Source organism: Candidatus Eisenbacteria bacterium, from assembly GCA_016235265.1.
In the GTDB taxonomy this organism is placed as follows: Bacteria; Eisenbacteria; RBG-16-71-46; order RBG-16-71-46; family JACRLI01; genus JACRLI01.
Genome location: JACRLI010000004.1, coordinates 195,370 through 216,158 on the forward strand (window position 1 = coordinate 195,370; position 20,789 = coordinate 216,158).

General features: G+C 69.7%; 17 protein-coding genes. 2 read left to right on the top strand and 15 right to left on the bottom strand.

What is annotated here, in order from left to right; all coding sequences use genetic code 11:
* Positions 1–28: 28 nt before the first annotated feature.
* From HZB25_02800 to lexA, 5 genes are all read right to left on the bottom strand, one after another.
* Positions 29–925, bottom strand: a complete 897-nt coding sequence (locus tag HZB25_02800; GenBank protein ID MBI5836153.1) for a DUF72 domain-containing protein — start codon at positions 923–925, stop codon at positions 29–31.
* Positions 926–1,006: 81 nt separating this feature from the next.
* Positions 1,007–2,278: a DNA polymerase IV gene (gene dinB / locus HZB25_02805; GenBank protein MBI5836154.1), complete on the bottom strand. Its 1,272-nt coding sequence runs from the start codon at positions 2,276–2,278 to the stop codon at positions 1,007–1,009.
* Between the two features lie 341 nt (positions 2,279–2,619).
* Positions 2,620–2,874 (bottom strand): hypothetical protein, encoded by a 255-nt coding sequence (locus tag HZB25_02810; GenBank protein MBI5836155.1) that lies wholly within the window; start codon positions 2,872–2,874, stop codon positions 2,620–2,622.
* Positions 2,875–2,919: 45 nt separating this feature from the next.
* Positions 2,920–3,396, bottom strand: coding sequence for a transposase (locus HZB25_02815; protein MBI5836156.1), 477 nt, complete (start codon positions 3,394–3,396; stop codon positions 2,920–2,922).
* Positions 3,397–3,574: 178 nt separating this feature from the next.
* On the bottom strand, positions 3,575–4,201 hold the full coding sequence (gene lexA / locus HZB25_02820; protein ID MBI5836157.1) for a transcriptional repressor LexA: 627 nt from the start codon (positions 4,199–4,201) through the stop codon (positions 3,575–3,577).
* Between the two features lie 444 nt (positions 4,202–4,645).
* On the opposite strand from lexA, the gene HZB25_02825 reads away from it, so the two are divergent.
* Together HZB25_02825 and HZB25_02830 are read left to right on the top strand one after the other, a co-directional pair.
* Positions 4,646–4,960, top strand: coding sequence for a hypothetical protein (locus tag HZB25_02825; GenBank protein ID MBI5836158.1), 315 nt, complete (start codon positions 4,646–4,648; stop codon positions 4,958–4,960).
* A 25-nt stretch (positions 4,961–4,985) separates the two neighbouring features.
* Positions 4,986–6,365 (top strand): thioredoxin domain-containing protein, encoded by a 1,380-nt coding sequence (locus HZB25_02830; protein ID MBI5836159.1) that lies wholly within the window; start codon positions 4,986–4,988, stop codon positions 6,363–6,365.
* On the opposite strand, the gene HZB25_02835 is transcribed toward HZB25_02830, so the two are convergent.
* From HZB25_02835 to hflX, 10 genes are all read right to left on the bottom strand, one after another.
* Complete coding sequence (locus HZB25_02835) at positions 6,349–6,711, bottom strand: DUF1428 domain-containing protein (protein ID MBI5836160.1); 363 nt, start codon at positions 6,709–6,711, stop codon at positions 6,349–6,351. The two genes, HZB25_02830 and HZB25_02835, sit on opposite strands and share 17 nt — an antisense overlap.
* Before the next feature lie 198 nt (positions 6,712–6,909).
* On the bottom strand, positions 6,910–9,816 hold the full coding sequence (locus tag HZB25_02840) for a TonB-dependent receptor (GenBank protein ID MBI5836161.1): 2,907 nt from the start codon (positions 9,814–9,816) through the stop codon (positions 6,910–6,912).
* Complete coding sequence (locus HZB25_02845; protein ID MBI5836162.1) at positions 9,813–10,421, bottom strand: isoprenylcysteine carboxylmethyltransferase family protein; 609 nt, start codon at positions 10,419–10,421, stop codon at positions 9,813–9,815. The genes HZB25_02840 and HZB25_02845 overlap by 4 nt, the downstream gene beginning before the upstream one ends.
* Before the next feature lie 12 nt (positions 10,422–10,433).
* A complete protein-coding gene (locus HZB25_02850; GenBank protein ID MBI5836163.1) occupies positions 10,434–13,538 on the bottom strand; it encodes an efflux RND transporter permease subunit in 3,105 nt (1,034 codons plus the stop codon).
* Entirely contained in the window at positions 13,535–14,572 is a 1,038-nt protein-coding gene (locus tag HZB25_02855; GenBank protein MBI5836164.1) for an efflux RND transporter periplasmic adaptor subunit, read from the bottom strand. Before HZB25_02855 ends, HZB25_02850 begins: the two co-directional genes overlap by 4 nt.
* On the bottom strand, positions 14,569–16,026 hold the full coding sequence (locus tag HZB25_02860) for a TolC family protein (GenBank protein MBI5836165.1): 1,458 nt from the start codon (positions 16,024–16,026) through the stop codon (positions 14,569–14,571). The genes HZB25_02855 and HZB25_02860 overlap by 4 nt, the downstream gene beginning before the upstream one ends.
* Before the next feature lie 53 nt (positions 16,027–16,079).
* The gene (locus HZB25_02865) at positions 16,080–16,715 is read right to left on the bottom strand and encodes a TetR/AcrR family transcriptional regulator (GenBank protein MBI5836166.1); all 636 of its coding nucleotides are present in this window, start codon (positions 16,713–16,715) and stop codon (positions 16,080–16,082) included.
* Between the two features lie 164 nt (positions 16,716–16,879).
* Positions 16,880–17,440 carry an elongation factor P gene (gene efp / locus HZB25_02870; protein ID MBI5836167.1) on the bottom strand — a complete coding sequence of 187 codons (561 nt, stop codon included), beginning with the start codon at positions 17,438–17,440 and terminating at the stop codon, positions 16,880–16,882.
* A gap of 315 nt (positions 17,441–17,755) precedes the next feature.
* Positions 17,756–19,636 (bottom strand): aspartyl protease family protein, encoded by a 1,881-nt coding sequence (locus HZB25_02875; protein ID MBI5836168.1) that lies wholly within the window; start codon positions 19,634–19,636, stop codon positions 17,756–17,758.
* Between the two features lie 17 nt (positions 19,637–19,653).
* Positions 19,654–20,769 (bottom strand): GTPase HflX, encoded by a 1,116-nt coding sequence (gene hflX, locus HZB25_02880; protein ID MBI5836169.1) that lies wholly within the window; start codon positions 20,767–20,769, stop codon positions 19,654–19,656.
* Positions 20,770–20,789 lie beyond the last annotated feature (20 nt).

A 20,789-nucleotide genomic window follows, 5' to 3' on the forward strand; every position in this document is an offset into this window, starting at 1 on the left:
CCTCCCCTGCGCCCGGGCGGACCGCCCGTCACAGGGCCAGTCCGTCCCGCCGGAGCATCTCCTGCATCAGCATCGCGTTTGCGGCCGCGTGCCCGGCGTGGCAGTTGTTGAAGAAGACGTAGGTGCGGGCCGCCTGCGAAGCCAGCTCGCGGATTCTATGGAGCCACTCGCGCAGCTCCGCCTCGTTGTAGTCGTAGTCGTAGCGGTCCCCCCCGCCCCGGCCCCACCAGTTGGCGGCGTTGCGGCCGTGGAGGCGGACGTAGCCCGTCCCGGTGGTGGCGACCGCACGCGGCGGCACCAGCCCCGGCAGGGCGGGCTCATCCACACAACAATAGCCGATTCCGCGCTCTCTCAAGAGGCCGAACACGTCGGGCCGGTCCCACTCGTCGCGGCGGAACTCCACGTGGAGCGGATCGTCCGGGAAGGCGTTTCGCAGGAAGTCCAGGTGCCGCAGACTCTCCGGGGCATATCGGAACGCCCAAGGGAACTGGGCCAGCAGACCCTTCAGCTTTCCGGACTCCCGCAGAGGCTCCAGCGCCGCGAGGAACTCGCGGTACAGGGAGGGGTCGGTGGAGCCCCTGTGGGTCATGTCCTGGTGGAGCTTCACCATGAACTCGAAGCCCGGGGGCGTCTTGCGCTCCATTTGCTCCATGGTGCGCGGGGGCGGGATGCGGTAGTAAGTGGCGTTCACCTCCACCACCGGAAACTGCCGGGCGTAGTGCGGGAGCATGGCGGACTTGGGGGTGCCCGAGGGGTAGAACGGACCGAGCCAGTCGGCGAAGGAGTAGCCGGAGGTGCCCACGACGACGGGGGAAGTGGCGGAGGGGTGGACGACGGGGGGCGCGGGCGCGGCGTCGGAACCTTCGGAGGACGCGGCCGGACCATCCCCGGGCGCGGGCTGCCGCGAGGACTCGGACTGCGGCACGGGTGCGTCCTCAGCCCACAGGCAGGGCTGCGAGTCCGACTTGCGGCTGCGGCGGGAAGGTGGCATGGCGCGGCCCCGTTCTCAGTCCCTGCAGATCATCGCGCCCGCGCGCACCAGCACGTCTTCCCCCAGGCGGTCGCGCAGCGCGTCCACGGCCTCGATCATGATACGGGAGCGCCGCTCCACCGGGAACAGCAGCTGCTGAGGGTCCGGGGACATCCGGGTGAGCTCGGACAGGGAGACCCCGAGCAGGCGGACGCCGCGGTGCCTGCGGCTCGCGAGCGAGGAGACGTCCCGCGCCTCCGTGGCGGTGTTGACTTCCGCCTCCTGCAGCCGCCGGAACAGCGCCGCCGCCGCCCGGTAGATCTCCAGCCCACCGCTCACCCAGCTACCCAGCCGCTGCTGCCCCTGCCGGGTGGTGAAATCCCCCTGCCGCACCTTCACGCTCACCACGCGACCGGCGAAGCCCTGGGCGCGCGCGCGGCGGGCCACCTGGTCGCTGAGGCGCAGCAGGTGCGCGTGCAGCCTCTCGGGATCGGCTTCGTCGCGCGCCAGGGTGTGCTCGTGGCCGATGGACTTGGCGTCGGGCGACTGGTCGTAGGGCACCACCGGCGAGTCGTCCTCGCCGCGGGCCACCAGCTTCAGCCCCGGCCCCACCACGCCGAAAGTCGCGGAGAGGATCTCGCGGGGTGCGGCCGCGAGCTGGTTCACGGTCAGGATGCCCAGCGCGTTCATGGCCTTCGCGGTGGCTTCCCCCACCCCCCACAGTTCCTGGACCGGCTGGGGGCCGAAGTGCCTTCGGAAGTCGGCCTCCGAGAAGCAGGTCAGTCCCTCGGGCTTGTGCACCCCGGAGGCCATCTTGGCCACGAACTTGTTCGGCCCGATGCCCACCGAGGCGGTGAGGCGCAGCTCGTCACGGATGCGCCGCTGGATGCGCGATGCCAGCGCCAGCATGCCCGGCCTGCCCCGCACCTGCCCGGTAAGTTCCAGGAACGCCTCGTCGATGCTGAATGGTTCGACGGTGGGGCTGGCCGAGCGCAGGATGTCCAGCACCTCCAGGGAGAGGTGGATGTACTTGGTCGGGTCCCCCTCCACGAACTCGCCGTGGGGACAGAGCCGGCGCGCCTCGGCCACCGGCATGCCACAGCGCACCCCGAAGGGCCGGGCCTCGTAGGAAGCGGTGGCCACCACCCCGCGCCCCTGGGTGCTGCCGCACACCATCACCGGACGGCCCCGCAGGCGGGGGTTGAAGAGCTGCTCCACCGAGGCAAAGAAGGCGTCCATGTCCACGTGGAACACCACGCGGCGGAGCGATGGCTCCCCGGGGGAGCGGGAAACGGGCTCCACTCTCATCGTGCCTGCTCGCTCGTCTGCAGACCGCCCATTGTCCGAGCCTTCGTCTGCCGACTGAGCGGCCCCGGTGCGGGGTGCTGTTCTGCCTGCTGCAGTCCGTTCCGCACCGGGACCGGGATTTGGGTCAGGGGGCGGAGCCTGGAGGCCGCGCCGAAGCCGGTCTCCGGGTCGCCCCCCGCGGGCGCTGCCCCTCGGGAGTGCGATCACCCCGGGAGCCGGCCGGCCGGCCGCTCCCGTTTCCCGCGGGGCGCTGCGCGCCCGGAATTCAGGTGGCTGGATGGAATCGTGGGGCGTGATCGTGACGGCGTTTCCGCCGGGTTCCTCTCGATTCGATGCCTCCCTCACGCTCCATCCAGCCACACCTTTGCCAGGGTCCACTGCATCTTGCGGGCGTCGTATGCCAGTTCGAAGTAGTCGGAGGTTTCGCCCAGCACCGAGTAGTAATGGATGCGGGCATCCCCCTCCTTGCGAACCCACTCCCCGGTCACCTTCGAAACCTTCACCACGCGGGTGCGCCACTTGAATCGGAGCGGCTGCGCGTGGCCCTCGGAAAAAACGGAGATGACTTCGATCGGTTCCTGGACCGACTGGATCACGGGGCCCCTTCCAAAGGGCGGCGAGCGGCCACCCACCAAGCGGTTCTACAGGCGATCCTCGTCCCAGAGCCGGTTCGAGCGGAGCTTCAGGCGCAGGGCCGGGAACGCCTGCATGAGTCGCAGGCTGGTGAGCCCGCGCACCTCCCGGGTCACGGACTCGGGGCGGTGCAGGCCGTCCAGCTCCACCAATACGTCCAGGCGGTCGGGGTTGGTGGCCACCGACACCAGCCGGTAGCCGGACTGCTCCGACAGTTCCTCCAGCGCCTGGTTCAGCTCGAACGCCACGTCGCCCACCAGCACCGGCTTGCGGCCCACGGTGAACAGCGAGACCAGGTGCAGGCATTCCAGCGCGACCATCTCCACGGCGCGCTTGCCCTGCGCGGTTCCCGCGGCCCCGGCCCCGGCGCCGGCTCCGGCCGCGCGCCTCACGGGCAGGGGGGTGATGCGCGCCGGGGACGAGCCGGGAGCTCCCTGTGAAGTGCGGGCGGCCGGACGATCGAACCTCGGAAATGCGGTCGACATGGCATGACTCCTTGCGCAAATGTGCAGTTCAGGGGTGCACCTGCCCCACCGCGATGCGCGTCGGGGGGCCCTACGCACAGCGCGCGAGATGTTGATTCTTCGGCCCGGCCGCGCCGGGACTCAAGGTGGGAGCGAACGAACCGGCGCTTCGCCGGACCGATCTCCGGGCTGCGCCCGGCTACTCCACCTTCCGCAACACCGCGACCACCTTGCCCAGCAGCACCAGCTCCTGGCGCGCGGCGATCTCGATGGGTTCAAAGGCGGCGTTGGCAGGCTCGAGGACGATACCGCTTCGCTTGGCTCGGTAGGTCTTCACTGTGGCCTCGCCGTCCACCAACGCCACCACGATGTCACCGGAGCGGGCTTCGCGCTGCTCCCTCACCACCACCACGTCCCGGTCCAGGATGCCCGCGTCCTTCATGGATTCCCCGCGCACGCGCAGGGCGAACACCTTGCCGTGCCCCGCCATGCTGGGGTCGAGGAGCAGCGTATCCTCCACGTTCTCGTCGGAGAGAACCGGAAGACCGGCAGCCACTCGACCCAGCAGGGGGACAGAAACCGGCTGCGGCGCGGACGCCGCGAGAGTGGGACTGGACGGGGCATGGGTCAGCTCGATGCCGCGTGAGAGGCCCTGGCTGCGCCGCACATAGCCCTTGGCTTCGAGGCGCTCCAGGAAGTAGCGGACCCCGTTCGTGGAGCGGATGCCCGCGGCCTCCCCGATCTCGCGGATGGTGGGCGGAAAGCTCCGCTCCTCCGTGAGCCGCACGATCAGGTTCAGCAGTTCTCTCTCTCGGTCCGTCAGCATGTCGTCCCTTTCTTCGGTCTCCGGACCGGGGCGCAGAATGCCCGGCCCGGGCCGAATGGCCCTGGTGAGGGCGCGTCCCACGACCTCACGAATCGAAGAGTACTGCACGGAAGGGCAGGAATCAAGTGGAAAGTGCCCGGATGGGCAGGAAACAGACAAAGAGGCGGTAACTTGTTGTAATATTGCGTAATACCATCGGTGATGGTGGGCTTGACCGGGAGTGACCGGACGCGGAGGCAGCGCCAGCCGACTTCTTCGCCTCCATTTGCCCGCTCGCACCCAGGTTGACGGAAAACCAAGCCCGAACGTACCCTCTTGGCTCCATCGCGAACTCCCGCCGCAGGTTGGGAGAGAATGTACGTCAGGTCGTGCGAAGCCAGCTTCTCGTGAGATCCCAACCCGGCCGCATGAGCGGTCGGGCGAGCCCTGACAGGAGAAAGCCCGATGACCGCCCAGCCCGCAAGCCCGAGCCCGGCCGCGCTCCCGAGGCGCATCTTCCTCTATCTCCCATCCGCCCTCCTGCTGCTGCTCGGAACGATGGCGCTTCTCGTCACCTACGGCTGCGGCGATCACGACCCGCACAGCATGGGCATCTGCGAGCGATGCAACACCGACGTGGACTGCAAGGAGGGGCTCACATGCGAGCTGTATGGGAACAGCTCCCTCCTGGTCATGTACTGCACCGACGGCAGGGCCGAATGCGCGCCGGTATCGGGCCCGCCCAGTGCGACCATGCTGATGGCTCCCGTGAGCCATTGAGCGCGGACCCGCCCGTCGGCGCGACGTGGTAGGGCAGCGCAGGGACTGGCTGCTCATCGGGCTGTCCACACTCGGGACAGCCCTTGCGCTTGTGGCCACGGTTCAGACTCTTCAACTCCAGGTGGACGCCTCCCGGGCCCTGCTCTGTGGCTCCAGCACCTGGTTCGACTGCCGCACCGCCCATGCTTCGAGCTTCTCGCACTTCCTCGGAATCCCGATCGCCTGGTACGGAGTGCTGCTCTTCTTCTGGGTCACGGTCGCGCTGGCCTGCGGGGAAGCTCTGGGACTTTCCCGCGACGCCGTGCGCTTCACCTGCCGGATCACACTCCTCGGGGCGCTCCCCGTCTGCGCGGCGGAAGCGTATGCGATGCTCTTCCTGCTCCGGGTCGTGTGCCCGCTGTGTGTTTCCATTGACCTGGTGGTTCTGTTGTTGTTTCTCGGGCTGGCAACGGGACGTCGGCAGGCCGGGGTGGGGATCATCAAATACTGGCGCGGCTTCCGCGAGCGCGCCGCGAGTGGTCCATCCCTGAAGGCGCAGGGGGATATCCGGTGGTGCTTCGGCTCGCTCCTCATGCTCTTCGCGACCGGCCTGGTGGCCATGTCCGTCGTCAGCAACGTGGTCTTCCGAGTCGGCAAGGTGGACGTGGCGCGGGAGGCACGCGAGCATTTCCTCCAGGCGCCCACCAGGCTGGTCGTGCCGGGGGATGCTCCCAGCTGGGGGAGCCCTGGGGCAACCGTGGAGATCGTTGTCGCCAGTGATTTCCTGTGCCCGATCTGCAAGGAGTCCGGATTGGTGCTCCGCGGGCTGCTCGCGGAGTACGCGGGCTCGACGCGCCTTCGCTTCCTCAACTACCCGCTGAGCACGCAGGTGAATCCGTACGTGAAGCACGACATCCATCCCCTCGCGGGAATGGCCGCCTCCGCGGCCCTCAGCGCCCAGAAGATGGGAGGATTCTGGTCCTTCCATGACGAGATGTTCAGGAACCAGTCCGGCATCTCGAAGCAGCGGATCCTCGACCTCGCGACGCATCGCGGGTGGGACGCCGGGAAATTCTGGGAGGAGATGGGATCCCCCAGGACTTCCAACCGCCTGCGTCAGGACATCGAAGCGGCGCACTCGGCAGGCGTGCTGGGGACGCCGACCGTCTGGGTCAATGGCCGGGTGGTGCGGCGGTGGTCCACCCCGCCCCTCCTGAGGAGGATCCTGGACGCGGAACTCGACCGCCGGGGCTCCTCGGCGACGGGGAGGCCGCGCCAGGCGGCCCGCCGTCCAACCGGACCGGAACACCCGCCCTTCAGCTTTTCCGCCGCCGGGACCGAGGCAGGGATGCGACCGCGAATGGTCGAGATTCACACCCTGCGGCGAGAACCCCCCGTCCCAGGTGGCACTATGCGTCGACGATGACTTTGAAACCTCCGTACATCATCCGCTTCACATCGAAGGGCATCGCCTTTGACTTCATCATGTCCGCAATTCGCGGATCCTTCATGACCCTGGCATTCACTCGATCGCGATGCGCGCGAGACTTGAACACGATCCACGAGAACACGACGGTTTCACCCGGCTTCAGTCGAATGCCTCGAGGGAACGATTGCCCAAACTTCACCTTGAGATCATCGCCTACGCACTCGAGGTATTCCACGGCGCCATGGTCGCGCCATACCCTTGCGCCCAACCGTGCCATTTCAAGATAGCTCGCGAGGTTCTTCCTGGGCATGGGTAGGACGAACCCGTCTACGTAGCGTGGCATGGTTCCCTCCTGCGAGTTGCTGTGAGATTCAGGCTTGTTCGACGGATGAAGCAGCGGTCATTCTGGCAATTCTCAGCGATCGGGCCAAGTCGGCCGCAGACACGACGTTGAAAAGCCGGCTCTTCCGGGAATCGCGTGAGTGCATTCAGCGCCTCAACGCGGCGCCGGCCGGATGGGGGCGAGGTCGACCGGGAAGAGCTAGTGCGGCGGCCCATCCCCCGGCCGGTCGCCGTGCTCTCCCCGCCACATCCCCGGCATCCGCGGCATCCTCCCGCCCATCATCGGCCGGATCGTATAGGTGAACGTCAGCATCACGTAACGACCCAGCGCCCGGTTGCGCGCGTCCTCGACGTAGTTGCTGGTCACGGTCCGGCTGGTGCTCTGGTTCTGGTTCAGCAGGTCGGTGGCGGAGAGGCGCAGCTCGCCGCGGCGCTCCTTGAGGAACTTCAGCCCCACCCCCGCGTTCCACATCAGGATGTCCTGGTTGTAGCCGCTGGTGAGGCCGCTGGTGACGTTGCTCGCGAGTTCGTTGCGCACCACCACGTCGCTCCACAGTGTCAGATTGAGTCTCACGGACGCGGCGTGGCTGTAGTAATCGTTGTCGAGAGAGGTCTGCAGCGTGTTCCGGGCAACGTTGTAGCGCCCCATGTACGAAACCGTGAAGTCCAGGTTCTCGCTCCTGTTGCTGCTGAGCACCGCGCCGCCGCTGAAGGTGCTGGTGCCCGCCGAGTTCGGCGCCCCGCCGATCAGGCCCGGAGTGCGCGTGTAGGCGTACCCCGTGCTGAGGTTGAGGATCCCGCCCAGCAGACCCGTGGGCAGGCTGTAGGTGGCGAAGGAGTTCACGTTCCAGTGGCCGTCCAGGTTCACCGGGTACGCCAGCTGCGCGCCCTTCTTGAGCACCACGCCACCGGTGAGCACGCTGTCGGCGGCGGCGGTCACGGTGGAGGTGGCCACGTAGTCGCGCGTCCTCTGCGCCGAGAGCACCAGGAAGAAGCTGCGCGAGCGCGCGGGGTCCGCGGTGGAGTAGCGGGAGACGAACGTGTGCGTGTAGGACTCGTTGAGCCGCGGGTTGCCGCTGGTCAGCAGCAGCGGGTTGGAGTTGTCCACCACGTCCTGCAGCTGGCTGATGTCCGGCGCGGACGCCGACGTGCGGTAGAACACGCGCCAGTAGGCGTGCTGCGCCAGCGTGTACTCGGCGTTGAAGGAGGGCATGACTTTGTGGAAGTCCCGGTCCACGACGGTGTTCACCGGAAAGGTGCGCTCCCCGTGCAACCGGCTCTTCCGGTACGCCAGGTTGGCCGAGAGCCGCACACTGCCGAGGCGCGCCAGGTAGCCCAGCCCGGCGTCGTGCACGGTGTTCCGGCTGCTGTAGGTGTTGGAGAGCCCGGTGTCGGTTTCGGTGTAGGCACCCGCAAGCGGGTCCAGCAGGTGGACGCGGTTGTCGGCCTCGGTGTAGCTGAGCGAGGGCGCGTAGTGGAATTCGAGGATTCCCTTCGACCCCACGGGCTCGGTGTACACCAGCCGGGTGGAGAGCGAATAGCCGCGGGTGAGGATGTCCGTCTGCTGGTCCAGCGTGTCGCTCACGCTCCGGCCGGGTAGGAAGTAGTCCGCCACCGAGCGCAGGCTGCTGGAGCCGTCCCTGTGATTGGACCCCAGCCCGAAGTCGGCCGACACGGTGCGCCCGCGGGTGGCGAATTTGTGCCGGAGCACGGCATGGCCGGAGAGGTTGTTGCCCGCGGTGGCGGAGTTGGAGGCGCTGACAGCCTGTCCCAGCAGGGCCCCGTCCGCGGCGGAATTGGACGCGGAGACGGATCTCGACGAGTGGTTGCTCTGGAAGAACAGCCGCGGCGTGAGCACCAGCGAGTTGGAGGAATCAGCCGTGAGCTCCACGCGGGACTCGAACCGGTGATTGTAATTGCGGCCTTCGGAGTCGGTGGCCTGCCCGTAGAGGCTCACCGAGTCGGGGCGGTCGGCGTACTGGCGCGCGAGGGATTCGGTGTTGCGCGTGTCGGTGGTGTTGAAGAAGTAGCTCTGGTTGAACTGTAACGCGTTCCACCAGCGGTCGCTGTAGTTGCCGCCCAGCACGTGTGTGGCGGTGAGACCGCCCGGCTGGCCGATGAGGAAGTTGCCCAGCAGCCCGGGACCGTCGGGCCCGCCTCCGAACCCGCCGCCCACTCCCCCGCGCCCGCCGCCGGGCCGCCGGCCGCCGCCGAACATCCCGCCCCTCTGCCCCGGCGCGTTCAGCACCCCCAACAGGTCCTGCGCCGCGAAGTTCTGGAGGTTCACATTGTTGGAGAGCTCCACCACCGAGAGCCGGCGGTCGCCGTGCATCATGTTGAGATTGCCGCCCGCGGTGTAGAGGCCCTGGTCCCCGTGGCCCGCCGCCACCTTGCCGAACTCGCTGTCGCGTCGCTCGGGGCGCAGCTTGAAGTTGATGGTCTTCTGCGCCTGGCCGTCGTCGAAGCCGGTGAACTCGGCCTGCTCGCTCAGCTTGTCGAAGATCTGGATCTTGTCGATGGCCTCGGCGGGCAGGTTGTGCAGCGCGATGTTGGGGTCGCCGCCGAAGAACGGCTTGCCGTCCACCAGCACCTGCTGGACCGTCTCGCTGTTGCTCTTCACGGTGCCGTTCTCGACGGTCACGCCGGGCACCTTGGCCAGCAGCTCGCCGGCGCTGGCGTCGCGGTTGGTCCTGAACGCGCCGGCGGCGAACTCGGTGGTGTCGGCCTTCTGCCGGGCCGGCGGCGGGGTGCCGGTGACGTCAATCTCGGGCAGTTCGATGGCGTCCTCGGTCATCACCAGGTCGCCCGCGTCGAAGGAGGCAGCGTTCACGCGCACCGTGCGGCGCAGGGGGGCGTAGCCGACGCGGGTGGCCTCCAGCCGGTAGGCGCGCCGGCCCAGGCCGGAGACCTCGAATGCGCCCTTGTCGTTGCTGACCGCATGGCGCACCACGGCGGTGTCGGCGGCATCCACGAGCCGCACCAGCACGCCGGGAAGTCCCCCACCCGCCTTGCGGTTGACGATCCGGCCGTGGAGCGTGGACGTCTGCGCGCGGGCAGGCAGCGGCAGCAGCGCCAGGAGTGCGAGGCACAGCAGGAGCTTCTTCACCTTGGCCAGATTCCCGGAACCGCGCGACGGTAATCCTCAAACTCCCGGCCGAACGCCTTGCGCAGCAGCTCGTCCTCGATGCGCGCGCGGTACGCCGCCACCGGCCACCACGCCACCGCCACCACCGCCGCGGGCCAGGAGAGCGCCGCCAGCGCGGAGCCGGCGAATAACAGGCCCAGGCCGAAATAGATGGGATGGCGCACCATGTTGAATGGGGGCTCGCGGATCAGCTTGCCACCCCAGTCCACGCGCGCCAGCACGTGGCCGGCATGGCCCAGCACCAGCACCGACCACACCAGGAGCGTGAGCGCCACGAAGCACATCAGCGTGCCGAGGGCCGCCAGCGGAGCGGCCACCGGCTGCGGCAGGTACTTCCCCACCGCGCCCCAGTTCATCTTCACGCACACCGGCACCAGCGCCCCGAGCACGAAGGTGGCGATCGCCCCCGGCCACGAGCGCCGGTCGCGGTGGGTGGCCGCGCGGCGCGTGCCTTCCACCCGGAACAGGTGCCACAAAACGCCGAGGGCCAGCGCCGAGAACACGAGCAGCACCGTGATCCGGCCGGTGACGATGAGTGAGTAGACGAGCACCTGCGTGAGGGACATGCAGGGAAGGTATCACCCGGCGGGTGCGGGGACCAGCGACACCGCCACCGCCGGCTCGCCCACGACTTCCGTTCCGGAAACCGCGTCCACCTGCGGGGCGATCAGCTTGTACATCACCGGCGTCAGGATGCGCGCGAGCAGCGTGCTCGAGATCAGCCCGCCGATGATCACCCACGCCAGCGGGGCATACATCGCGCTGCCCTGGAGCGCGATGGGCAGCAGGCCGCCCGCGGCCGTGAGGCTGGTGAGCACGATGGGCAGGAAACGCACCTCGCCGGCGCGACGGATGGCGTCCTCCATGGGCATGCCCTGGGCCCGCAGCTGGTTGGTGAGGTCCACCAGCAGGATGCTGGTCTTGATCTCGATGCCGATCAGCGCCACGAACCCGATGGTCGCGGTGAACGAGAGTGTCTGCCCCACGAGGAACAGCGCGGCGATGCCCCCGGCGATGCCCAGGGGGATCACCGACGCCACGATGGCCGTGGAGCGGAAGGTGCGGAACTCCAGCACCAGGATGGCGAGAATGCCGAAGATGGCCACCAGGATCGCGCCGCCGATGCCGCCGAAGCTCTCCTCGCGGCTCTCGATCTCGCCCGCGGGCACGATCCGGTAGCCCTCGGGCAGGCGGAGCTTCGCCACCCGGGCCAGCGCGTCCCGCGTCACCCGGTCGGTGATGTGGCCGGTGAGCACCGCCGCGCCCACCGTCACGCTGCGCACCCGGTCGCGGCGCTGGATCTCGGGCACCGCGCGCTCGAAGCGCACGCGCGCCACCTGGCCCAGCGGTGTGAGCTGTCCGGCCGCGCCGCTCACGTACAGCCGCTCCAGGTCGGACGGGCGCGGCCGGCTGGCGGGCGCCAGGCGCAGCACCACGTCGCGCTCGTCGCCGGCCCCCTCGCGCAGCGTGCCGGCCTGCAGGCCCGAGAGCGCCAGGCGCACCATGCGGTCGATCTCCAGCGGCGCCACGCCCAGCAACCCGGCCTTGCCGCGGTCAATGTCCACGCGCAGGTCGCTGCGCGCCAGCCGCAGCGGGTTGTTGACGTACTGCGTGCCCGGGGTCCGCTTCAGCGCCTCCTCGACGCGCGCCGCCAGCACGCCCAGCGTATCCAGCGAGCTGCCGGTGATGCGCATCGCGACCGGCGCGTCCACCGGCGGGCCCTGCTCGAACTCCCGCACCGCCAGCTCCGCCCCCGGGAAGCGCGCCAGTTCGGCGCGCAGCGTGTCGAGCATGCGCGGCGTGCCCTTCTGGTCGTAGTGGTCCAGCAGCACGAACAACTGCCCCACCCGGGGGTTGTCCACGCGCGAAGTGACGTTGTAGTACACCGCGGGGTTGTCGTGCCCCACCGAGGTGTACACGTTGGTGATCCCCGGGTGCCGCGCCAGCACCCGCTCGGCGAAGCGCGCGGCCGAGTCGGTGACGGCGATGCTGGCGCCCTCCGACGACGTGATATCAATGTGGAACTGCGGGGTCTCGGCCTTGGGGAACAGCGAGAACCCCACCACGGGCACCAGCGCCAGGCTGCCCACCACCACCGCGACCGCCAGCCCCACGGTGAGCATCGGCCGCCGCAGCGCCTTGTCGAGCACCGGGGCATAGGTGACGTGGATGCCCCGGTCGAACGCCCGCAGCACCCGGTTGCCGTGCGCCGCGGGCTTCTTCCCCAGCAGCAGCGTGGTGAGCCACGGGATGATGGTCAGGGAGACGAACAGCGACGCCAGCACCGTGACCACCACCGCCATCGGCAGCGAGCGGATGAACCTCCCCGGGCCGCCCGGCAGGAACAGCAGCGGCAGGAACGCGAACAGCAGCGTGGCGGTGGCCCCCAGCACCGCCACCCAGATCTGGCTGGTGGCGCGGATGGCGGCCTCGCGCAGCGGCACGCCTTCCCTTCGGAAGCGGGTGATGTTCTCGACCACCACGATGGAATCGTCCACCAGCAGCCCCAGTGCGATCACCATTCCCACGATGGTCATCTGGTTGAGCGAGTACCCGAGCCAGTACAGCCCCGTGATGCCGATGGCCAGGGAGAGCGGGATGCTGATCATCACCACCAGCGCGGCGCGCAGGCCCAGCGGGAGCAGCGTGAGCAGCACCAGCAGGATGGCGATCCCGAAGTCCTCGCCCAGCCGCGCCAGCCTGCGGTTGACGTTGCGGGCCTGGTCGAACGCGAACTCCAGGCGCACCCCCGCGGGCAGCGCCTTCTGGAAGCGCGCCAGCTCGGCCGCGATCCCGTCGCGCACCGACTCCACGGTGGTGCCGCGCTGCTGTTGCGCGGTCACGAACACGGAGCGGCGGCCGTTGAAGCGGGCGCGGTAGGTGGAGTCGGCGTAGCCCCAGCTCACGTCGGCCACGTCGCGCACCCGCACCAGTCGCTCGCCCGAGCCGCGCACCACGGTGTTGCGGATCTCATCCAGCGTGGCGTAGCTGCCGGAGGAGCGCACGCTGAACCGGCTGGCGCCGGCCTCCACGCTGCCCGCGGGGATGTCGGCGCTCTCCCCGCCGATGGCCTGCATCACCTCGCCCACGGGCATGCGCAGCGCCGCCAGCCGGGCGAAGTTCACCGCCACGTCCACCTGCCGCTTCGGCGCGCCCCAGCGTTCGGAGGCGCGCACGCCGCGGACCGAGCGCAGCCGGTCGCTGAGATCCTCGCCCAGTGAGTCGAGCGTCCGGTACGAGGCCGCCGCCGAGACCAGCGCCACCTGCGCGATGTTCACGTTCAGCGTGGAGCCCTTCTGCACGTCGAAGCGCACCAGTTCCGCGGGCAGGCCCGGGCGCAGCACGTTCATCTCGCGCACCACTTCGTCGTACTTCCTGTCGGGGTCCTTGTCCGGGCGGAACTCGACGCGTGTGACGGCCACGCCGTCGCGGATGCTGCTGGTGAGGCTCTTCACGTCCTCCAGCTCGTACAGCCGCTTCTCCACCTCGTTCACCACCAGCCGCTCCAGGTCGGTGGGGCTCGCGCCCGGCAGCACCGAGATCACCGAGAACGTGGGGAAGTCCAGTGGCGGGTCCTCGAAGCGCGGAATGTTGTTCCACGCCGCCATCCCCAGCGCGGCGAGCATCAGGAACAGGACCACCGTGAACTGCCAGCGCCGGACTGCGAATTCAGTCAGTTTCATTTCATCACCTCCACGCGGTCGCCCGCGCCGATCCTGCCGGCGCCCTCGGTGACCACCAGGCGCGCGCCCTCCAGGCCGCTGCGGATCGCGGCGCGCCCGCCGTCCAGGAAGGCGAGTCTCACCTCGCGCCGCTCGGCGCGCCGGCCGTCGGGGGCCAGCGTGTACACGGTGGCGGCGTCGCCGTCCGCCTCCAGCAGCGCCTCGACCGGCACGAGCGTGACCGCCGACTCCGCGCGCGGGCGGATCTCGACACTGCCCACGAGTCCGCTCGCGAGCGCGGCCGCGCCGGGCAGCGAGACTTCCACGCGGTAGGTCCCGGTGGCCGGGTCGGATGCGTTGCCCAGCTCGGTGACGGTGCCCTGAAACTCGCGACCGGGGATCGCGTCGAAGCGCACCGTGGCGCGGTCGCCCAGCCGCACGCGCACGAAGTCGCGGTCGGCCAGCCCGGCACGCAGCACCTGGCCGCGGGCGTGGCTGCCGAAGGCCAGCACCGGCATGCCCGCGGCCACCACCTCGCCGGGCTCGGCGAGACGGCGGAGCACCATGCCCGAGGCGGGGGCCACGATGACGGCGTGGCTGCGGTTGAAGCGCGCGGCCTCGTACTCGGCCCGCGCCGCGTCGCGCGCGGTGCCGGCGTCCTGCAATTGCGACAGCGTGGCGACGCTGTCGGCGTAGAGGCGCTCGAGCCGGCGGTGGTCGCGCTCGGCCTTCTCCGCGGCGGCCGCGGCGCGCGTGACGCCCGGCTCGATCTCGCCGAGGTCGAGCTGGGCGAGCAGCTGCCCCGCGCGCACGCGGTCGCCCTCGTTCACCAGCACCCGCGCCACCAACCCGCCCACCTTGAAGCTGAGGTTGGCGCCGTCCTTGGGGACCAGGGTTCCGGTGGCGGTCACCGGCAGGGCCAGCTTCACCGCGGTGACGGCGGCCACGCGCACGGCCACGGTCTCAGCCGGGTGGCCCGGGGCCGCATCGGTGCGGGTGCACCCGGCCAGCGGGAACACCAGGGCGGGAAGCAACAACAGGAGGTGGCGGTTCATCGGAGGTCTCCCTTCTCGGCGGGCAGGTCCCGCAGCGCGGCGGCGCGCTCCAGGTCCACCCGCAGGATCGCGTAGCGGTACAGGGTGAGCACGCGGTTGATCTCGGCGGTGGTGAGCTGGGTGCGCGCGGCGGTCAGCTCGAGGGGGCTGGCCGTGCCCTCCTCGTACCGGCGGCGCACCATGGAATAGGTGTGACGGGCGGCGTCGGCGCGCGTGTCCGCGGTGGCCAGCGCATCGCGGCCCACCCTCGCGGCCTCGTGGGCGTTGCGCACCTCCACGGCGATGCGCTCCGCGGCGTCGCGGCGATCCAGCTCCGCGCGCTCGGCGCCGGCGCGCGCGGCCGCGCGGCGCGCCAGGTCGCTGCCGCCGCGGAACAGGTCCCACGAGGCGACCAGCGAGGCGCTCCAGGAGCGGTCCTTGGAGCGCAGCCCCCAGCGCTCCCCCTGGTACGCCAGGTCGAACGCCGCGGAGACGTTCGGCAGGAATGTCCCGGTGGCGGCGCGCACCGCGGCCCGGGCCGCGCGCGAGCCGGCGTCCGCCTGCGCCAGTTCCTCCCGGCGCGTCAGCGCCGAGCGGACGGCCTCCTCGGCACCGACCCCCAGGGGCAGGTCGAAGGAGCTGTCCGGCAGGTCCTCCACCGGCGCTCCGTCCGCGCGGCCGGCGACGCGGTTGAGCTCGCGCGCCGCTGCGGACGCACGCACCCGCGCGTCGTCGAGCTGCTGCGCCACTTCCGCGCGGTCGGCGCGGGCGCGGTGCACGGCCTCCGGCGTGGCCCTGCCCGCGGCGAGCAGCTTTCCGGCTACGCGCTCGTTCTCCTGCACCAGGTTGAGCGCGGACTCCTCGATGCGCACCACCCGCAGGGCCGAGGCGTGCCGCAGGTAGGCGATCTGCACCTCCGCCGCCAGCCGGCGCGCGGCCGCGCCGCGGGCGGCGCGCGCGGCGTCGCGGCCCGCGCCCGCGATCGAGACGCTGGCGCGGAGCGGTTCGTGGATGAGCGGCTGCGTCACGCGCAGGTGCGACTCGTACTGCCGCGGCAGCGTCAGGCTGAGGTCGGTCGGGAAGTCGCGCGTGCCGGTAAGTCGGTTCAGCGCCTCGTAGGCCGGGTTGATCAGCGCACCCAGGTCCTGCACGTCGTCGAGCTTCGAGGCTCGCGTCTCCAGGCGGACCGACGGCAGCCACTGCGTGCGCGCGGCCGTGAGCTCCGCGGACGCGCGCCGCTCGGCGAGTCGCGCCGAGGCGAACTCGAGATTGTTGGCGAGCGCCTCGGAGACCAACGGCGCCAGGGGGTCGCGCGCGAGCGGGCGCTCCGCACCCGCCGGGGCGGGCGCGGCCTCCACGGCGCGCGCGGACTTGGGCTGCTCCGCGCGGGCAACTGCCGGCGGGAGCGAGATGGCAACCGCCAGGGCGGTCACGATCCGGGAGATCCTCAGGACCAGGTTGTGAGTGCCTATCATAGTTACTTCTCCTAACGGCGTTAGGTATGGGCCGAAAAAAAATGGCCGGCTGATCAACAGCCCTTCAGGATCCCGCGCATGAGCGCGGCCAGCATGAGCCGAACCGTCTCGCGCAGGTCTCTCCAGGGGATGAAGCTCTGCTCGTGCTTGGCCACCTGCAGGGCGATGATCCCGTGGATGGCGCCCCAACACATCTGCGCGATCTGGTCGGGGTCGTTGTACTCGGGCCGGAAGCGCCCCTGCTCGATCGCCTCGGAGCACGCCTGGCGCAGGAAAGCGTAGGCGCTCCGCTCCGGGTTGTTGTGCTCTTCCGCGAAGCAGGTGTCCTCGACCTTGATCGGGGGCAACACGGTCATGAACATGAACCGGTACTGGCTCGGATACTCGAGCGCGAAGCGCAGGTAGGCTTCGCCGACCGCAAACAGCCGCTCGACGGGGTCGGACGGCGCCACCGTGGTCCGGAAGTGCCGCCCGAGCTCGTCGAAATCCCTCTCGCACAGCTCCGTGAGCAGCGCGTGCTTGCTCGGGAAGTGGTGGTACAGCGCCGTGGGTGTGTACTCGATGTGATCGGCGATCGCGCGCATGGTGACGGCGTCGTAGCCCTTGGTCGCGAACATCTCGCGCGCCGCCGCGAGGATCTTCTCGCGGGTGTCCATGCGCTCGCGTTCGCGTCTTTCCTTGGTGCCCATCTCGTCCCCCTGTTGACTTCACTATCGTCAGAATACCTAACAACGTTAGGTCGGTCAAGAGGAAAGATCACGGGTCGCCGAAAAAATGTTCGGCCGTCCGGAGGGGAACCCAACGGACGGCCTAACATGAATGAATTCAATTAGTTGCGCCGAAACTCGTGAGTCTACGCCCGCCCGATGAACGAACCGTCCCGGGTGTCCACCGACACCTTGTCCCCCACGTTCATGTGCTGCGGCACCTTCACCGTCAGACCGGTGGTGAGCTTGGCGGGCTTGGGGCTGCCGCTGGCGGTGGCACCCTTAAGCGGCGGATCGCACTCCACGATCTCCAGCGTCACCGAGAGCGGCAGCTCCACGCCCACCGGCTTGCTCTCGAAATAGTCCACGGTGATGTCCATGTCCTCCACCAGGTAGAGCGTGGCGTCGCCCAGCACGTCGCGGGCGATCGGCACCTGCTCGTAGTTCTCGGTGTTCATGAACACGTACTCGTTGCCGGCCTGGTAGAGGAAGCGCATCTCGTGCGTCTCCATCTCGGCGCGGTCCACCTTGTCCTCGGAGCGGAAGCGGTGCTCGGCGTTCGAGCCGGTCTTGATGTTGACCATCTTGGTCTGCACCATGCCGCGCCAGTTGCCCGGAGTGACGTGGACCACCTGGGTCACGCGGTGGGGCTGGCCGTTGTAGATGATGGTCATGCCGACCTTGACCTGGGTGGCCGGAATGGGCATGGGACAAACCTCCTGAGGAATTCGTGAGACACGCCCTTGCCGCGGCGGGTCCTTCCAATAAGCCCCTGTCGAAACAGGACTTGTGAGGAGACCACGATGGGCGGAAAACGCGCGGGGCGGGCTCGGGACGGAGCCGGCCCCTGGAAACGCAGCTCAGCGTGGGAAGTGTACCAGAATCGGCGCGGGGCAGGCAAACACGGGCGTGCAGCGCGGGCAGCGGGCGTGCAGCGGGTCGTTGCTGTGCTACATGATTCTGTCACCCCCCTGCCGCGGCGATGGGAGGCATCCGCGTCGGTCCCGGCACGGCGGGCTCCGCTACAGAATATCCCGCAGCGTCACCTGCACCACCTTCTCCTCGCCGGCGCGCTTAAGCCCGAATGTGAGCTTCGTGCCGGCGGGCTGGTCGGTCACCTTGCGCAGCATCTCGCCGGTGAGCCCGTGGATGTCCTGGTCCTCGAGGGTCATGAGCAGATCGCCCTCCTCCACGCCGGCGTCCGCGGCGGGGGTGCCCGGGGCCACGCCCACCACGCGCAGCTGACCGTCCAGCTTGGCGACCTGCCAGCCGAGGCGTCCCACGTTCATCGCTTCGCCGAACAGCCTGCCCGGCTGCAGCCACAGCTTCCTGCCCTTGTAGTCCAGTGTCAGGCGGAACTGCTCCAGCAGCCACCCGCCGATGTTGCCCGCCAGCTCGGAGCTGCCGCCGGTCACGCCCCGCTGCGAGCTGGACAGGCTGACCAGCGGGTTGGCCAGGGTGAACCCGCCCAGCTCGAAGCTCTTCATGCGCACCGTGGTGTTGGTCTCCTCGCCGCCCGCGCCGCGCACCCGCACCTGCAGCTTGCGGGCGGTGTTTTCCATGAGGCGGTGTTCGCGCACGAACGGGCCGTGCAGCAGCAGGCTGCCGTTGTTGCCGGTGTCCACGACGAAGCGGCCGGGGATGCCGTCGCAGGAGGCGGTCACCACGGGAACGTTGTGCACCAGCTCCATGGCCACCGCGTGCGCGCTCTCGGGCGCCTGCCACGCGGCGGGGTCGGAGAACGTGACCTGCTTGCCGGAGTAGTCCACGCTCACCGCGAAGCGCGACAGGAAGTCGTAGCCCAGGATGCCCGCGAGGGGCCGGTCCAGGAGCGCACGGATCCCGGGCAGCGCGATGGCGATGATCCGTTGCGAGCCGATCTTCACCCCGCCCACTACCAGCGAGTCCACCTGGGTGAAGCCGAAGTCCGTGGTGCCCCCCACGCCCTGCGCGCCCAGCTTGCCCTCGGTCTTGAGTCCCAGGGAATCGGCCACCGAGCGCTCCACCACCGTGGCGCCGGCGCCGGAGTCCAGCAGGAAGTACATCGGCGGGGAGGCGTTCACGCGGCCCTGCACGAATACGTGGTGGTTGACGATCTCGGCCGGCAGCGTCACGGAGCCGGCGCCGCCCGCCAGCTCCCAGTCGCGGGCCGAGGCGCCCGGCCGCCGCCACAGGGTGTCGGGCAGCGTGGGCACCGCCGCCGACTTGTCGGTGGTCACCGTGATGGCCCGCGTGGCGTCGCCGCCCAGCATCTGCACGGAGCGGAAGGACATCTTCACGCCGGCCACTTCGCGGTAGTCCGAGAGATACGTCTGGGCCTCGCCCATGGCCGACACCTGGATCATCTTCCGGGGCAGGTAGGTGACCGGATCCAGGCACAGCCGGACCGGCTTGCCGCCCGCGGGCACCACGTCGAGGTTGATGTACTGCGCGCTCTCGGGGGTCGCGGTGGAGAAGCGGACCGTGGCTTCGTCCGGGGCCAGGAGGTACCGGTACGCGGAGACGCAGCGCTCATCCTGGAGGTTGCGCAGCTCCTGGCCGGTCATCTCCTTCACCTGGCCGTTCTGGTCCACCATCCACGCCGAGCCGCCGTCCTGGACCACCACCTGGCGCAGGGACGCGATCTGGAACTCGTTGCGCATCCGCCCGGGAAACTCCATGTAGGCGCGCAGCGTCCCGTTGAGGCCGCCCACCGAGATGGTGCCCTCGCCCCACACGCACTTGAGGGCGCGGAGCTTCTCCAGCCCCCCCAGCGCGTCGGCGTGACGGCGCAGGACCTGCTGGAGGTCGGGATTCGTCTTTTCCGGGGCGTTCCGGACGGCGGACGGGGCGGCGTTCGCGCCCGGGGCGGCGGAAAGGGCCAGCGCCAGCGCGGCGGCAACGATCCTGGTTCGGCGGGTCATGCGGGTCTCCCGTGGGGCTAGGTCAGCAGCTTCTCGGTCCGCGCTTCCAGCGTGCGGCGCTTCACCTCCGCCAGCCCGAGGCCGGTGCGCGCGGAAGTCAGGATGCAGTCCGAATGACGGGCGCGCACGAACAGGCGCGCCTCCTCGTCCAGCCGGTCCACCTTGTTGAGCAGCAACAGCCGCGGCGTCTGGTCCGCGCCCAACTCGTGGAGCACCTGCTCCACCGCCTCCAGGTGGTCGGCCAGCGCGGGGTCGGCGGCGTCGGCCACGTGATAGAGCAGGTCCGCCTCCAGCACCTCGGAGAGCGTGGAGCGGAAGGAGGCCACCAGGTGGTGGGGCAGCTTGCGGATGAAGCCCACCGTGTCGGTGACCAGCACCGGGTGGTCCTTGTGCCCGATCTTCAGGCGCCGGGTGGTGGAGTCCACGGTGGCGAAGAGCCGGTCCTCGATGAACACGTCGGCGGAGGTGAGCGCCTTCATCAGGGTGGACTTGCCGGCGTTGGTGTAACCGACGATGGCCACGCGGTAGGAGCCGGTGCGGCTTTTGCGCTGCACCTGCCGCTCGGCCTCCACCTTCTCCAGCTGCTTCTTGAGGTTCGAGATGCGCGTGCGCACCAGGCGGCGGTCCGTCTCCAGCTGGGTCTCGCCGGGGCCGCGGGTGCCGATGCCGCCACCCAGCCGCTCCAGGTGCTTCCACATGCCGGTCAGTCGCGGCAGCGAGTACTCCAGCTGCGCCAGCTCCACCTGCAGGCGCGACTCGCGGGTGCGGGCGCGGCGCGAGAAGATGTCCAGGATCAGCTCGCTGCGGTCAATCACCTTGGCGTCCACCGCCTTCTCGAGGTTGCGGATCTGCGCCGGCGACAGGTCCTCGTCGCACACCAGCAGGTCCGCCTCGTGCTCCTTGAGCAGCGCGGCCGCCTCCTCCACCTTGCCCTTGGTGAGATAGGTGGACGGCGACGGCTTGCCGCGCTTCTGGCGCATCTGGGCGCACACGTCGGCGCCGGCGGTGTCGGCCAGCAGCGCCAGCTCTCGCAGGGAGACCTCGACGTCCACGGTGGCGTGGAAGTCGAACCCCACCAGGACGGCGCGCTCGCGCCGTCCGGAGGATCGGGTGTCATAGAAGGCTCGGGTCATCGGGGTCCTTCGCGGTGGCG

Excerpts from the sequence above, each read along its gene's own strand:
- HZB25_02860 (MBI5836165.1), bottom strand. The coding sequence starts at position 16,026 with ATGATAGGCACTCACAACCTGGTCCTGAGGATCTCCCGGATCGTGACC.
- HZB25_02850 (MBI5836163.1), bottom strand. The coding sequence starts at position 13,538 with ATGAAACTGACTGAATTCGCAGTCCGGCGCTGGCAGTTCACGGTGGTC.
- HZB25_02825 (MBI5836158.1), top strand. The coding sequence starts at position 4,646 with ATGACCGCCCAGCCCGCAAGCCCGAGCCCGGCCGCGCTCCCGAGGCGC.
- HZB25_02855 (MBI5836164.1), bottom strand. The coding sequence starts at position 14,572 with ATGAACCGCCACCTCCTGTTGTTGCTTCCCGCCCTGGTGTTCCCGCTG.
- HZB25_02845 (MBI5836162.1), bottom strand. The coding sequence starts at position 10,421 with ATGTCCCTCACGCAGGTGCTCGTCTACTCACTCATCGTCACCGGCCGG.
- lexA (MBI5836157.1), bottom strand. The coding sequence starts at position 4,201 with ATGCTGACGGACCGAGAGAGAGAACTGCTGAACCTGATCGTGCGGCTC.
- efp (MBI5836167.1), bottom strand. The coding sequence starts at position 17,440 with ATGCCCATTCCGGCCACCCAGGTCAAGGTCGGCATGACCATCATCTAC.
- hflX (MBI5836169.1), bottom strand. The coding sequence starts at position 20,769 with ATGACCCGAGCCTTCTATGACACCCGATCCTCCGGACGGCGCGAGCGC.
- HZB25_02865 (MBI5836166.1), bottom strand. The coding sequence starts at position 16,715 with ATGGGCACCAAGGAAAGACGCGAACGCGAGCGCATGGACACCCGCGAG.
- dinB (MBI5836154.1), bottom strand. The coding sequence starts at position 2,278 with ATGAGAGTGGAGCCCGTTTCCCGCTCCCCCGGGGAGCCATCGCTCCGC.
- HZB25_02875 (MBI5836168.1), bottom strand. The coding sequence starts at position 19,636 with ATGACCCGCCGAACCAGGATCGTTGCCGCCGCGCTGGCGCTGGCCCTT.
- HZB25_02835 (MBI5836160.1), bottom strand. The coding sequence starts at position 6,711 with ATGCCACGCTACGTAGACGGGTTCGTCCTACCCATGCCCAGGAAGAAC.
- HZB25_02815 (MBI5836156.1), bottom strand. The coding sequence starts at position 3,396 with ATGTCGACCGCATTTCCGAGGTTCGATCGTCCGGCCGCCCGCACTTCA.